This window comes from Rhodoblastus sphagnicola, assembly GCF_002937075.1.
GTDB lineage: Bacteria > Pseudomonadota > Alphaproteobacteria > Rhizobiales > Beijerinckiaceae > Rhodoblastus > Rhodoblastus sphagnicola.
Map to the genome: position 1 here is coordinate 1 of NZ_NHSJ01000021.1, position 14,122 is coordinate 14,122.

Annotated in this window: 14 protein-coding genes; 6 read left to right on the top strand and 8 right to left on the bottom strand. The window is 63.6% G+C overall.

The annotated features are described in order from the left end of the window. Positions 1 to 138 precede the first annotated feature (138 nt). The 3 genes from glyS to CCR94_RS01860 form a co-directional block, all read right to left on the bottom strand. On the bottom strand, positions 139 to 2,319 hold the full coding sequence (glyS, locus tag CCR94_RS01850; RefSeq protein WP_104506184.1) for a glycine--tRNA ligase subunit beta: 2,181 nt from the start codon (positions 2,317 to 2,319) through the stop codon (positions 139 to 141). Between the two features lie 8 nt (positions 2,320 to 2,327). Further along, positions 2,328 to 3,245, bottom strand: coding sequence for a glycine--tRNA ligase subunit alpha (locus CCR94_RS01855; protein ID WP_104506185.1), 918 nt, complete (start codon positions 3,243 to 3,245; stop codon positions 2,328 to 2,330). 378 nt (positions 3,246 to 3,623) lie between these two features. Further along, positions 3,624 to 4,373, bottom strand: a complete 750-nt coding sequence (locus CCR94_RS01860) for a tRNA1(Val) (adenine(37)-N6)-methyltransferase (protein WP_104506196.1) — start codon at positions 4,371 to 4,373, stop codon at positions 3,624 to 3,626. Positions 4,374 to 4,614: 241 nt separating this feature from the next. On the opposite strand from CCR94_RS01860, the gene CCR94_RS01865 reads away from it, so the two are divergent. Then, positions 4,615 to 5,628, top strand: a complete 1,014-nt coding sequence (locus CCR94_RS01865) for a polyprenyl synthetase family protein (protein ID WP_104506186.1) — start codon at positions 4,615 to 4,617, stop codon at positions 5,626 to 5,628. A 40-nt stretch (positions 5,629 to 5,668) separates the two neighbouring features. On the opposite strand, the gene CCR94_RS01870 is transcribed toward CCR94_RS01865, so the two are convergent. The 5 genes from CCR94_RS01870 to CCR94_RS24900 are packed head-to-tail and all read right to left on the bottom strand — an operon-like array spanning position 5,669 to position 8,814. After that, entirely contained in the window at positions 5,669 to 6,220 is a 552-nt protein-coding gene (locus CCR94_RS01870) for a DUF1003 domain-containing protein (protein WP_104506187.1), read from the bottom strand. Positions 6,221 to 6,274: 54 nt separating this feature from the next. Next, positions 6,275 to 7,429, bottom strand: coding sequence for a succinyl-diaminopimelate desuccinylase (gene dapE / locus CCR94_RS01875; RefSeq protein ID WP_104506188.1), 1,155 nt, complete (start codon positions 7,427 to 7,429; stop codon positions 6,275 to 6,277). A 1-nt stretch (position 7,430) separates the two neighbouring features. After that, positions 7,431 to 8,285, bottom strand: a complete 855-nt coding sequence (gene dapD, locus CCR94_RS01880; RefSeq protein ID WP_104506189.1) for a 2,3,4,5-tetrahydropyridine-2,6-dicarboxylate N-succinyltransferase — start codon at positions 8,283 to 8,285, stop codon at positions 7,431 to 7,433. Positions 8,286 to 8,337: 52 nt separating this feature from the next. Then, on the bottom strand, positions 8,338 to 8,652 hold the full coding sequence (locus CCR94_RS01885; protein WP_158254574.1) for an IS110 family transposase: 315 nt from the start codon (positions 8,650 to 8,652) through the stop codon (positions 8,338 to 8,340). Between the two features lie 24 nt (positions 8,653 to 8,676). Continuing rightward, positions 8,677 to 8,814 (bottom strand): hypothetical protein, encoded by a 138-nt coding sequence (locus tag CCR94_RS24900; protein WP_158254575.1) that lies wholly within the window; start codon positions 8,812 to 8,814, stop codon positions 8,677 to 8,679. A 259-nt stretch (positions 8,815 to 9,073) separates the two neighbouring features. Here CCR94_RS24900 and CCR94_RS01890 point away from each other — a divergent pair, with 259 nt between their 5' ends. From CCR94_RS01890 to CCR94_RS01910, 5 genes are all read left to right on the top strand, one after another. Then, on the top strand, positions 9,074 to 9,526 hold the full coding sequence (locus tag CCR94_RS01890) for a MarR family winged helix-turn-helix transcriptional regulator (protein ID WP_104506191.1): 453 nt from the start codon (positions 9,074 to 9,076) through the stop codon (positions 9,524 to 9,526). A 52-nt stretch (positions 9,527 to 9,578) separates the two neighbouring features. Next, positions 9,579 to 10,139 (top strand): isochorismatase family protein, encoded by a 561-nt coding sequence (locus tag CCR94_RS01895; RefSeq protein ID WP_104506192.1) that lies wholly within the window; start codon positions 9,579 to 9,581, stop codon positions 10,137 to 10,139. A gap of 16 nt (positions 10,140 to 10,155) precedes the next feature. Next, a complete protein-coding gene (locus CCR94_RS01900; protein ID WP_104506193.1) occupies positions 10,156 to 10,485 on the top strand; it encodes a hypothetical protein in 330 nt (109 codons plus the stop codon). Next, complete coding sequence (locus CCR94_RS01905; protein WP_104506194.1) at positions 10,482 to 11,750, top strand: MFS transporter; 1,269 nt, start codon at positions 10,482 to 10,484, stop codon at positions 11,748 to 11,750. The genes CCR94_RS01900 and CCR94_RS01905 overlap by 4 nt, the downstream gene beginning before the upstream one ends. A gap of 441 nt (positions 11,751 to 12,191) precedes the next feature. Beyond that, positions 12,192 to 13,853, top strand: a complete 1,662-nt coding sequence (locus tag CCR94_RS01910) for a methyl-accepting chemotaxis protein (RefSeq protein ID WP_184421441.1) — start codon at positions 12,192 to 12,194, stop codon at positions 13,851 to 13,853. Positions 13,854 to 14,122: the final 269 nt, after the last annotated feature.

Here is a 14,122-nt window from a genome sequence, read left to right on the forward strand (position 1 = left end):
GGTGAGGGGCTGGGGCGTTGGCCTCGGCGTCATCGAGACGGGCGCCGCATCAAGGCTTTCCTGAGGACATTGAAGCCAATGCCCCGGCCCCTCACCCTAACCCTCTCCCCGCAGGCGGGGAGAGGGGACAGATCACGCCTAACCGCCGATTTTCGAGAAATCCGCCACCAGATGGATCGCGCGGCGCAAGTGCGCCAGCAGGCTCAGGCGGTTCTTGCGCAGATCCGGGTTTTCGGCGTTGACCGTCACCTTGTCGAAGAAGGCGTCAGTTGGCGCGCGCAGCGTTGACAGGGCCTGCATGGCGGCTGCAAAATTTTCCGATTTCAGCGCGGAATCGGCTTCGGCCGTGGCGGCTTCCATCGCGGCGAACAGGGCTTTTTCTTCGGCCTCGGTGAGCAAGTCGGCCGATGGCGCGGTCTCGAAGGCGCCGGCGCCGTCCTTCTTCTCCTCGGCTTTAAGAATGTTGGCGGCGCGCTTGTAGCCTGCGAGCAGACTCGCCCCATCCTCGGTCTTGAGGAATTTTTCCAGCGCCTCGATGCGTTGCACGATAAGGACGAGATCGTCCTCGCCGAGGGCGAACACGGCGTCGAGCAGGTCGTGGCGGGCGCCACGCTCGCGGAGGTCGATTTTTAGGCGGTCGGCGAAGAAGGCGAGGAGGCCGGAGAACTCTGGCGAAGTGGTGTTCTGACGAACAATCTCACCTTCGGCATGCTCATCGAAGACGTTTGGTGAAATTCCGTTCCAGACTATGAGCGAATGGCGGAAGGCGTCTTGAAGCCCGAACCGCAGCTTGTTTTCAAGAATATTGCGGATCACGCCCAAGGCTGCGCGGCGCAGCGCAAAGGGGTCTTTCGAGCCAGTCGGCTTTTCGCCGATCATCCAGAAACCCAAGAGTGTATCCAGCTTGTCAGCCAGCGCCACCGCCACACTCACCGGCGCGGTCGGAATCCGGTCGGTCGGCCCCTGCGGCTTGTAATGGTCCTCAATGGCAGCCGCGACCTCAAGATCCTCGCCCTGCAATTCGGCGTAGCGGCGGCCCATCAGCCCCTGCGTCTCCGGGAACTCGCCCACGACTTCGGTGACCAGATCGGCCTTGGCCAGTTCAGCCGCCCGCGCCGCCTTGTCCGGGTCGGCGCCGACCTTCGGCGCCAGTTCTCTCGCCAGCGCGACAATGCGATCAATCCGCGCGCCCTGCGTGCCCAACTTGGCATGGAACACGATGTTCAGCGCCCGCAGCTTGGCCAACCTCTGGTCCAGCGGCTTGCCGCAATCGGCAAAATCCGGCAGCGGCGCCTGATCGGTCTTCCAGAAATACAGCGCGTCCGACAGCCGCGCCCGCACCACGCGGCCGTTGCCGGCGGCGATGGCCTTGCCGCCGTCGCGCGCCAAAACATTCGACACCAGCAAAAACTTGTTCGCAAGCCCGCCCGTCGCGGGATCGCGCAGCACAAAACATTTCTGGTTGGCGCGGATGGTGGCGCGGATCACCTCGCCGGGAATTTCTAAAAAGCTGGCGTCGAATTCGCCCAACAAGACGACCGGCCATTCCACCAGACCGGCCACTTCGTGCAACAAACCGTCGTCCTCGACGAGTTCAAGCCCCTGGGCGAAGGCCAAATCCTTGCAGTCGTGCAAAATGCTGTCGCGGCGACGCGCCGGGTCGAGCACGACTTTGGCGTCACAGAGTTTTGAGACGTAATCGTCGAACCGCCGCACTTTGATCGCCTGCGGCGCCAGAAAGCGATGGCCGTAAGTGATGTTGCCGGCCGTGATCCCGCCGACCTCGAAAGGCACGACGTCCGGCTCTTCCGTCTCTGGCCCGAAAGTGGCGACGATGGCGTGCAGCGGGCGCACCCAGCGCAACGGGTTCGGCTCGGCCGAGGCGGCGCCCCAGCGCATGCTCTTCGGCCACGGAAAATTTTTCACCACCGCCGGCAGGATTTCCGCCAGCACATCTAGCGTGGGCGCGCCCTTCTTCTCGATCACCGCGACATAGAACTGGCCGCCCTTCTTGTCGGTGTCGATCCGGGCCTCGTCCAGCGAAGCAAACCCCGCGCTTTTCAAGAAGCCGGCAATCGCCGCGTCGGGCGCGCCGACGCGCGGGCCTTTTTTCTCCTCGCGCTGGTCGGGCTGGCGGGCGGGCAGGCCGACGATATGCAGCGTCAGCCGGCGCGGGGTCGCAAAGCTGGCGGCGGCCTCATACAACAGGCCGCGCGCGACCAGGGCGTCGGTGACGAGTTTTTTCAGGTCCGCCGCCGCTTGCGCCTGCATGCGCGCCGGGATTTCCTCGGAGAAGAGTTCGAACAGAAGATCGGACATTGTTATTCTTATTCCTTGGGAGCCGTGAAACCCGCGCCGTCCGTCTTCATCCAGGCGGCGCCGCAGGCCTTGGCCAGTTCGCGCACGCGCAAAATGTAGGACTGGCGCTCGGTGACGGAAATCACCCCGCGCGCGTCGAGCAGGTTGAAGGCGTGGCTCGCCTTGACGCATTGATCATAGGCCGGCAGCACCATCCGGTGTTTTTCCGCGCCGCTTTCGCCGAAAGCCAGCAGGGCGTTGCATTCAGCCTCGGCCCGCTCGAAATCGCCAAACAACTTTGTGACATTGGCGGCCTCGAAATTGTGGCGAGAATATTCCTGCTCGGCCTGCAAGAACACATCGCCGTAGGAGATGCGGTCGGCGCCGTCCAGACCGTTGAAATTGAGGTCGTAGACGTTTTCGACGCCCTGCACATACATGGCGAGGCGTTCGAGGCCGTAGGTCAGTTCGCCTGAGACGGGCGAACATTCGAGACCCGCGACCTGCTGAAAGTAAGTGAACTGCGACACTTCCATGCCGTCGCACCAGCATTCCCAGCCGAGCCCCCAGGCGCCGAGCGTGGGACTTTCCCAGTCGTCCTCGACGAAGCGGATGTCGTGCAGCAGGGGGTCGACGCCGATGGCGGCGAGCGATTGCAGGTAGAGATCCTGCAAATTGTCCGGGCTCGGCTTCAGGATCACCTGGAACTGGTAATAGTGCTGGAGCCGGTTGGGGTTTTCGCCGTAGCGGCCGTCCTTGGGGCGGCGCGAGGGCTGCACATAGCAGGCCTTCCAGGGTTTTTTCCCGAGCGACCGCAGCGTGGTGGCCGGATGGAAGGTGCCGGCGCCGACTTCCATGTCATAGGGTTGCAGCACCACCGCGCCCTGGCGCGCCCAAAAAGTTTGCAGCGTGAGGATGAGGCCCTGGAAGCTTTTTTTCGGGTCCAAGGCTGTCGGAATTTGGGCTGTCGGAATTTGGGCTGCGGGCGTCTCTGTCATCGGATCTCTGAAGGTTATGCGGCGGCGCGGGCAAACTAAAGGCGTGGGCGCGAAAGGGAAAGCCGGTTTTCGCGAATTTTCCGACCGGGATGAACCAACGCAGACTCCGCTCAAACGTTGTTCAATAGGAGAGTGTCGCCAATTCGTTAAATTGGAAAGGAGGTCAGTGATGACCACGCTCAGAAGCATCCTCAAGGCGGCGGCCCGTATTACGACTATGACTACGGCGGCGACTATTACGACGGCGGATGCAGCCTGCGCCGCGTTCTGGTGCGGACCTCCTACGGCCTGCGCTGGCAAACCGTGCGCTATTGCGACTGATTGGGGCTAATCGGCGAACAATCGACGGCCATGACGGTGCACCTCCTCCGCCACGGCCGTAAACTTGCCGTCGTCGCCATGCAGGACGAGGCCCGGCAGCACAGCCAGAGGCGCCCTGGAGCCTTTGCGCCCGCGCACGACCACCCGAATCGCCGGCCGTCGCTCGCTCGGAAAAATCGGGAAAATTTCCACCGCGCCCACCCGCCCCTTGAGCGCGGCGAGAATCTCATCGAGCGCATCGGCGCGGAAGATCAGAACAAAACACCCGCCGGGACGCAGCAGCGCCAGACAAGCCTTCAGCCAGCCGGCCAGCCCGCCCTCCCCCAGCACATGCGCCATGGCCCGGTCGGAATCCGGCGAGACGCGCGCCGCGCGCGCATCGAGAAAGGGCGGATTGCTGACGACGACATCGGCGGCCTCCACCAAGTCCGCCGCCTTGCGCGCGCGCGCGTCGAACAGATCGGCCTCGACCAGACGGACCCGCGCCCCAAAACAATTGGCCTCGATGTTGCGGCTTGCGTCCTCGGCGGCCGCTGGATTTTTCTCCAGCAGCGCGACCCGCGCGCCCGGATTGGCCAGAGCGAGCAGCAGGCCGACGGTCCCGACCCCGGCCCCGGCATCCACGACCAGCCCGGCAGGCAACGCGGGCGCGGCCGCCGCGAGCAGAATCGCGTCCGTTCCGGCGCGATGCCCGCCCCTCTGAAACAGCTTGAGACGCCCGTCGAGCAGCAGGTCCGGAAAACTTTCGTCTGGCATGGGCGGCGACACTAGAACAATGCGCCAGGAAGTGGAAAAATGTTTTTGACAAAAACATGACGAAAGCGAAAGAATCCAGCGCAGAGGCCGCCGACGGGTCGACGGCTTTGCCGGCTTGCTCCCGCCCCGTTAACGACCTATGGTCGCCGCGGATAAAGCTTGGCGCTCGGGCGGCATGCGAATGCGTCGGCGCCGGTTCGAGCGGCGACACGTGGAATTTGGGGTCTCAGGGGGTTCTATCTTGGGTGTTGTCGTTCCCTTCGATGAAAAGTCCGCCGAGCCCGGCATGGAAGCGCTGGTCGCCCTGGTCGCGGCGGACATGAACAGGGTCAACCAGACCATCCTGTCCCGCACCGGCTCCGACGTCACGATGATCCCGGAAGTCGCCAATCACCTGATTTCCTCAGGCGGCAAGCGCCTGCGCCCCATGCTGGTGCTGGCGACCGCCGGCATGTGCAATTACCAGGGCGAGGGCCATATCAAGCTGGCCGCCGCCGTCGAATTCATGCACACGGCCACCCTGCTGCACGACGATGTGGTGGACGAAAGCGACCTGCGGCGCGGCAAGCTCGCCGCGCGAAAGCTGTGGGGCAACGAGGCCAGCGTTCTCGTCGGCGATTTCCTGCTGGGCCAGGCGTTCCGCATGATGGTGGAAGTCGGCTCGCTCGCCTGTCTCGAGGTGCTGTCGGTCGCGGCCACGGTGATCGCCGAGGGCGAGGTGATGCAACTCGCCGCCGCCAAGGACACCGAAACCACCGAGGACGCCTATCTCGCGGTGATCAGAGGCAAGACGGCGGAGCTGTTCGCCGCCGCCGCCGAAGTCGGCCCGACCGTGGCGCTGCGGCCGAAGGCGGAGATCGCCGCCTGCCGCGCCTATGGCATGAATCTCGGCATCGCCTTCCAACTGATCGACGACGCGCTGGATTACGGCGGCACCGCAGCAAAACTGGGCAAGAACGTCGGCGACGATTTCCGCGAGGGCAAGATCACCCTGCCGGTCGTGCTGTCGTTCCGACGCGGCAACGAGGCCGAGCGCGCCTTCTGGAAGAAGGCGCTGGAACAGGGCGAGATCGCGGAAGGCGATCTGGAAAAGGCGCAGGGCCTGATGACCAGGCACCGCGCGCTTGAAGACACCATCGAACGCGCCCGCCACTATGGCGCCATGGCGCGCGACGCCATGGGGATTTTCCCAGATTCTGCGTGGAAGCGCTCGCTGATCGACGTGGTGGATTTCTGCATCAGCCGCGCGCATTGAGGGCTACCCTCTTCCTGCGGGCGGGGAGAGGGAGAGCGCTTTATTGACAAATGCGGTGGCGCATTTCGCTGGTCATCTGTTCGATCCGTCCACTCAGCTCGCTCAGGGACCGGGTCAGCACGATATTCTGCTGAATCAGCTCATTAACCTGCGAGGTCAGGGCGTTGTTCTGGGTCAGCATCGTCACCAGCATCTCGCTCTGTTTGGCCATGGCCCGCTGGCGCTCCTCGCTGACACGGTGGAGATCCTCGCGGTGCAGGGCGTCGGCTTCGCTATGCGCCTTGTCGCGCTCGGCCTGCCGGGTCTGCGCCAGCAGAATCAGCGGCGCGGCATAGGCGGCCTGGAGCGAGAAGGCGAGGTTGAGCAGGATGAAGGGATAGACGTCGAAAGCCGTCCAACCCGCCAGATTGACGCCCATCCACAACAGCACGATCAGGGTCTGGCCGATCAGGAAGGTGGGCGTGCCGAAGAAACGCGCGAAGCCCTCGGCTTTCAGCGCAAACCAATTGTCGCCGAAGGCATTGGTCAGATGCGCGTGCGGCAAGTGGAACCGCAAATGATACTTGCCGTCTGGAGCCGCATTCTCGGTCATCTGTCCGTCCCTTGCTTGAATCGCATCCGTAACAACAACGACTCTTTGTGACAGTCAGGCGAAATAGGCCTTCAGAATCCGTCTGTAAATCCGCGTCAGCGCGTCAATGTCGGCCACCGGAACCCGCTCGTCGATCTGGTGCATGGTCTTGCCCACCAGCCCGAACTCCAGAACTTTGCCATATTGCGCGATGAAGCGGGCGTCCGATGTGCCGCCCGAAGTGGAATAGTCCGGCCGCCGGCCCGTCTCCACTTCAATGGCCGAGGCCACCAGCGCGGTAAATTCGTCCGGTTCGGTGATGAACGACACCGCATTGCACGGGTCGAACTCCAGCGCGAATTTTTCCGCCGGCCGCGCGCTTTCCAGCCGCGCAAGAATCTCGGCCCTCAGCGTGTCCGGCGTCCATGTGTCGTTGAAGCGAACGTTAAAACGCACGAGCGCTTCGCCGGGAATGACATTGGTCGCGGCATTGCCGATGTCGATGGAGGTGATTTCCAGATTCGATGCGTCGAACCAGTCCGTGCCCTGGTCGAGCGGCGTCTCCTTCAGCGCCGCACACAGGGCGAGAACATGGCCGACCGGGTTTTCCGCGCGTGCGGGATAGGCGACATGGCCCTGCCTGCCAATCACCCGCAAGCGCCCGTTGAGCGAGCCGCGCCGGCCCACCTTGATCATGTCGCCGAGTTCATTGGGATTGGTCGGTTCGCCGACGATGCAATGGCTGAAACTCTCGCCCTGCTCCGCCATCCACGCCAGCATTTTCGCCGTGCCGTTGATCGCCGGCCCCTCTTCGTCGCCGGTGATGAGGAAGCCGATCGAGCCTTTCAACGGGTTTTCCGCCAGATAGGCCAAAGCGGCGGCGGCGAAGGCGGCGATGCCGCCCTTCATGTCGGCGGCGCCGCGCCCAAAAAGCTCGCCGTCCAGAATCTCGCCGGCGAAGGGATCGGCCCGCCATTTGGCGGGATCGCCGGGCGGCACAACATCGGTGTGGCCGGCGAACAGCAGGTATGGGTGTTCCCTGCCGATCCGCGCGTAGAGATTGTCGATGTCCGGCGTGCCGGGTTCGGAAAACGGCAGGCGGCGGCAGGAAAAACCCGCCGCTTCCAGTTTTTGCTGCAACACATCCAGCGCGCCGGCGTCAGCGGGGGTCACCGAGGCCTTTTTGATCAGATCGCGCGCCAGCGCGACGCCGGGGCTGAGTTCAGCCATCTCAGTCGCGTAAAAGCTCGTTGATGGCGGTTTTCGAGCGCGTCTGGGCGTCCACGGTTTTGACAATCACCGCGCAATAGGTCGAGGGCCCCGGTTGGCCGTAGGGCATCGGCTTGCCCGGCAGATTGCCCGACACCACCACCGAATAGGGCGGCACGTAGCCGACATGGACCTCGCCGGTGGCGCGGTTCACGATTTTCGTCGAGGCGCCGATATACACCCCCATAGCGAGAACCGACCCCTCGCCGACCACCACGCCCTCGACCACTTCGGAGCGGGCGCCAATAAAACAATTGTCCTCGATGATGGTCGGCCCGGCCTGCAACGGCTCCAGCACGCCACCAATGCCGACGCCACCCGAGAGATGCACGTTCTTGCCGATCTGGGCGCACGACCCGACCGTCGCCCAGGTGTCCACCATGGTCCCGGTGTCGACGAAGGCGCCGAGATTGACGAAGCTCGGCATCAGCACGACGCCGGGCGCGATATAGGCCGAGCGGCGCACGATGCAACCCGGCACAGAGCGGAAACCGGACTGCAGGTGGTCCTTGACGCCCCAGCCCTCGAATTTGGAGGGAACCTTGTCGAACCAAGTGGCGCCGTCGGGGCCGCCGGGAATGACGGTCATGTTGGTGAGGCGGAACGACAGCAGCACCGCCTTCTTCAGCCACTGGTTGACCTTCCAGGACTCCTTGCCGGTGGCGCCGGGAATTTTCTCGGCCACGCGCGCCTTGCCGGAATCGAGCAGATGCAGCGCCGATTCAACAGCGTGGCGGATATCGCCGCCGGTTTCGGCGTTAATATTGAGGCGATCCTCAAAGGCGGTTTCAATGATGGTCGCAAGCGCGTGCGGCATGGGTTCCCCCGTCTGAACTGTGCCGATGGTTTCGGGGTTTGGGGCGGGGATGTCAAGGTTGCGACCGCCAAACAGAGCTATCAGGTAGTTGGTCAATAGACACCAAGGCTTCGCGCGCAAGGTGAAGCTCCTTGAGTTCGAGCAAGATTTCGCTGCGGGCCGGACGCGTCTCCAGTTCCAGCAACGCGCCCATGCGCGCCAGCATGGCCGCGTCGAGGCTGTCGGTCTTGGCGAGCTTGCCCGTCGCCTCGGCAAAGCGGCGCGCCTGCCGGGGATTGACCTTGGCGAAAGGGACGCCGGCGGCGCCCAGCGCGCGCTCCAGCGCTCGATGGTAAGGGCCGGTCGGCTCAAAGACGACGCGCTGCACAGGCGTTTGCGCCAGCCAATTTGATCAGCGCCTTGTGGCCGCCTTGCCGTTGGCGAAACGCCGGCTCGCGCCGTCGGCCAGCCGGTGGGCGTCGAGATGGTCTTTCGAGACATCGACGCCGATGGTATCATTCTGCATCTTTTCCGCGCCTCTGCTTGTCATCCGGGGCTCTCCCCCGGGTATCCGTCCAGGCCAAAGGAAAAGACGAGGGCGATCAAACTCCAGCTCGACCCGTAAAACGGTCGGCAAATCCTCGATTCGACCCTCTCCCAGCGGTCCTTTTTGCCTCAACGGCGCGGAAAGTCATAAGATAAGCGATTTGAATGACGGGTGTCGCTTCATCGTTGAAGCAAGCGGCATCACGTCATCGATATAAGAAGGAAAACTTGACAGTTTAGCTTTCTATATCTAGAAGGGGCGCATGAACCAGCCTCGGAATGCCCCTCAGATTGCGCGCGCCTCCACCTTGGCGGCAGAGCTTCGGTCTCTGTTCGGCAAACTGAAGCGCCGGCTGCGCGAACAGACGGATTCCGACGACCTCACGCCGTCTCAAGTGTCCGTGCTCCTTCGCCTGGAACGAGAAGGCCCGGCGACGGTGTCGGCGCTCGCGCGCGCGGAAGGCGTGCGACCGCAATCGATGGGCGCCACGGTCGCGACACTCGAAGCGGCCGGCCTCGTCAGCGGCGAACCCGATCCAACCGACGGGCGGCGGACGATCCTCTCGCTCACACAAGCTTGCCGAAATTGGATGGGCGAGGCGCGCGCCGCTCGTCAGGACTGGTTGACCCGGACCATCGAAACAAAGCTTTCGCCGCAGGAGCAGGAGACACTCGCCAAGGGCGTCGAACTGCTCAAGCGCCTTGCCGACGATTGATCCTGTCTCAGCGCGAAAGCGAGCGCGCAACTCGGCAACAGAAAGGGACACCATGGCTCTGACGGCTCTCGACCCGAAGACGGCATTGATCGTCGTCGATCTGCAAAGAGGCATTGTCGCCTATCCCGTGGCGCATCCCATCGGCGAGGTCGTGAGCCGGGCGCGATCGCTGGCCGATGCGTTTCGCGCGCGCGGCCTGCCGGTCGCGCTCGTCAATGTCGCGGGATCGGCGCCCGGCCGCACCGAGGTTCCACGCAACAACCAAACATTTTCCGCCGGATGGACCGACCTCATCCCTGAACTCGACCAGCAGCCTGGCGATATCGTCGTGACCAAACGGACATGGGGCGCCTTCGCGAGCACGGACCTCGAAGCCCGACTCAGGGCGCGGGGCGTCACACAAGTCGTGATCGTCGGCGTGGCCACGGCGACCGGAGTCGAATCGACCGCGCGGCAGGCCTACGAGCTCGGGTTCAACGTCACGCTCGCCGTCGATGCGATGACCGACATGCGCCTCGAAGCGCACGACCACAGCATTGCGAAGGTTTTCCCGAGGCTTGGGGAAACAGGCGCGACGCAGGAGATCATCGACCTCTTGGCCAAGACCGCCTGAACAGGGAGCGCCCGAAATGGAGTGGACTCACGCGATATCGTATTTCTTCGCCGGCGTCTTTCTCACCAACGCCATCCCGCACCTCGTCTGCGGCCTCACGGGGCGACCGTTCCAGAGTCCGTTCGCCAAGCCGCCCGGCGAGGGTCTGTCGTCGTCAACGGTCAATGTTCTCTGGGGCTTTTTCAATATCGCCGTCGGCTATGTCCTCGTCGCAGGCGTCGGAACGTTCGATCCGCGATCCGCGCCGCACGTCGCCGCTTTAGGGCTCGGGTCGCTGCTGATCGGTCTTGTATCGGCGCGCCTGTTCGGGCGGCTCCATGGCGGCAATTCGCCGAAGCGGCAATGAGCGCGTGGCCGAGGGGCGTTTTCCGTTCACTCGGCGTTTTCAACTATCGTGTCTGGGCCGCCGGGGCGCTGGTTTCCAATGTCGGGACCTGGATGCAGCGCACCGCGCAGGACTGGCTGGTTCTCACGGAGCTGACGGATCACAACGCCTCCGCCGTCGGCGTCGTGTTGGCGCTCCAGTTCGGCCCGCAACTGCTGTTGTTGCCGTGGACGGGGTTCGCGGCCGACCATTTCAACCGGCGCAAACTGCTGATCGCAACGCAGGCGGCGATGGGCGCCCTCGCATTGGGATTGGGCGCGCTGACCGTCGCCGGTCTCGCGCAACTCTGGCACGTCTATGTGTTCGCCTTTCTGTTCGGATGCGCCGCGGCGTTCGACGCGCCGGTGCGCCAGACCTTCGTTTCGGAACTGGTCGGCGACGCCGATCTGCCCAATGCGGTGGCGCTCAATTCCATGTCGTTCAACGCCGCCCAGATGCTCGGACCCGCCGTCGCCGGGTTGGTCATCATGTCGATCGGCTCCGGTTGGGCCTTTCTGATCAATGGCGCGTCCTTTATCGCGGTTCTGCTCTCGCTCTGTCTGCTGCGTGTCGGGGAGCTTCGGTTTTTAGCCAGCGCGCCCCGCGCCAAAGGAAATTTCGTCAAAGGATTGCGCTATGTCTGGAGGCGACCCGACCTGCTGACGATCATGATCATGCTCTTCCTGATCGGCGCCTTCGGATGGAATTTTCCGATTTTTATTTCGACGATGGCGGCCTCTGTCTTTCACGCCAATGCCGCGGGATATGGCATTTTGTCGTCGATCATGGCCGCTGGGGCGATGAGCGGCGCCCTGCTCGCGGCAGGGTCAAAGAAGCCGGACTTTCGAACCTTGCTGGCCGCCTCCGCGATCTTTGGACTCGGCTTCGCGCTGGCCGCCGTCGCTCCGGGCTACTGGACCTTCGCCGGCAGCCTCGTCGTCATCGGCGCGGCGGCGCTTGTTTTCGCCAACGCCACCAACAGTTTGATGCAGCTTTCGACCGAGCCGGAGATGCGGGGGCGCGTGATGGCGATCCGCGTGGCCATCGCCCTTGGCGGAACGCCGCTGGGCGCGCCCGTCGTCGGCTGGGTCGCCGACCAATTCGGACCGCGCTGGGCGCTGGCGGTCGGGGCCGCCTCGGGCATCGTCGCCGCCATTGTGGCGGCCAATTATGTGCGACGAGAGAAGATCGCACATCGACGGACCTTCGACGCGATTCAAACGGCGAAATCCGGGATCGAGCCATAATCCCATTGTCCAGCAGCCCTGCCCGCCGATCGCTTCCGTCCCAGCTTGGCCCTGGCCAGATTTCTGCGACGTTCAAGGTCTTCGGCGCTGAACGGCTCAAACCCGTCATTTAATTTCTTCCTGCAATGGCCGGAGCAACGTCGTCAGCAGTCTTACCCGGCGTCAGTTTAACGCGTATTCGTGACCATTGCGGTCATCTCAGGGGCGCGATAAGACATTCGATCATTGAAAAATACTTCACTCGATCGAAAATTAATTAAATATTTACGACATCAGAACACAATCATTGCGTGTTTTTTGCAAGATATTGCTGGTTTTACCACCAGTAACTGTACACCCGGTCGGGCCGATCCCACGTCATCGGCTCGGGTGCGCGCCAACATCCAGACATATGAGAGCACAGACATGTTCTACAGGAATTGGCCTATCGTCTGGAAAGTAGTGAGCCTCCTGCTCGTCCTTGGCGGCGTCAGTCTCGGGGGCGCGTATTACGCAACGTCGCAGTTCTCGGCGATCGACGCCGCCGACACCGCGATCATTGACGGACCGGCTGCGGCCGCGGTCAATTCAGCGCGCTCGGTGCGCTTCATCGCTCTCGCGCAATCAGCCGTCTATCAGTCGATCCTGGCGACAACAGAGGAAAGCAACCGCGCCGCCGTTCGTGCGCGAGAAGACGCCATCCGCGGCTTCGATGAGCAAATCGCAGGCGAACGGAAGCTCGCGCCGAGCCTTGCGGACAAGTTCGACGCCGTCTCGCGCCAGTTCAGCGGGGCGTTGAGCGGACCATGCGCCGAGACCATCCGCGTCGCCGACGAGGACAACAGCCCCGAAGGCATCGTCAGGGCGACAGCTCTGATGGAGAAGAGTTGCAAGCCCGCTTTCGTCGAAGCGATCAAAAACGTGGCCGGCATCACCGACGCCCTCGCGGGCCTGCGCGACAAAATGAGCGCTGACGCCACCGCCCAGGCGCAATCGAGCGCCCGCCTGTCCCTCGGCGGCATTTTCGGCGGCATCCTCCTGATCGTCGGCCTGGCGGTTTACCTGGCGCGCAATGCAATCGTCGCGCCGATCCGTGCGACCATGGAGGGCATGGCCGCGCTCGGCCAGGGCCAATTGGGCATCGTTGTGACCGGCGGAGATCGCGGCGACGAAATCGGCGCCATGGCCAGGACCCTCGAAGTGCTGCGCGAAAAGCTTAAGGCGGCCGAGAAGACGCGTCTGGCGGTCGTCGCCCGCGAGCAGGAAGAGCGCGTGCTGCTGGCCCGTCGCGAGAAACTGTCGCATGATTTCATTACCCGCATGCAGGCGCTGGCCGGCGGCTTCACCAAATCCTCCGGTGAAGTCGCGGAGTCCGCCCACAGCCTGTCCGCGGCGGCGGAAGAGACCTCGCGCCAGGCCGAGGCGGTCTCCGGCGCAGCGCAACAGGCCGCCGCCAATGTCCAGACCGTAGCATCCGCCTCGGAGGAACTGACCGCGTCGGTGCGCGAAATCACCCTGCAAGTCAACCAGTCGGCCAAGGTCGCCGACGCCGCCTTCAATGAGGCGCAATCCTCCAACTCCCGTATCGCGGCCTTGGCTGAGGCGGCGTCGTCCATTGGCGATGTCATCAATCTGATCAGGGGTATAGCCGATCAGACCAACCTGCTCTCACTCAACGCGACAATCGAGGCGGCTCGCGCCGGCGAGGCCGGCAAGGGTTTCGCCGTGGTGGCCACGGAGGTAAAACTGTTGGCCAGCCAGACAGCGAAGGCGACGGCCGACATCGCCGCCAGGATTTCCGAGATACAGTCGGCCACCGGTGACACGGTGAAGTCGATGAACGAGATCGGCGCGATCATCACGAACATCAAGGAGACCACTTCGGTCATCGCCAGCGCGGTCGAGCAGCAGGGCGCCGCCACCATCGAAATTTCGCGCAACTGCCACGAGGCGGCGGCGGGAACAGTCCAGGTGAACGACAATATCGCCGGCGTGGGACAGGCGGCGGAGATGACCGGCTCCGCCTCGGTCCAACTCATGACGCTCTCCACCGGCCTGTCCAAACAGGCCGTAGACCTCCGCCAAGTCGTCGAAGGGTTCGTCAAGGACTTCGCCGCCGCGTGAGCAGGCGATGAGGCGGAGCAAAATTTTTACGCACGGCATCATGGAAGCCCCACCCTTATGCGACCCCCCCCTCCGGGGGCCGACCCCGGAAAAAGACTCCTTTTCTGGCAGCGCCAGCTTTGCGGCGGTGCGCGCGACTGGCGTATCCATCCGGCATACCACGCAGGCGTGGGCTGACCGGGCTCAGGCGGCCTGAGCGGCGCTGGCCGGCGCCTGCGGTTTCCAGTTCCACGGGACCAACTCATCCAACCGATGCGCCGGATGGCCGG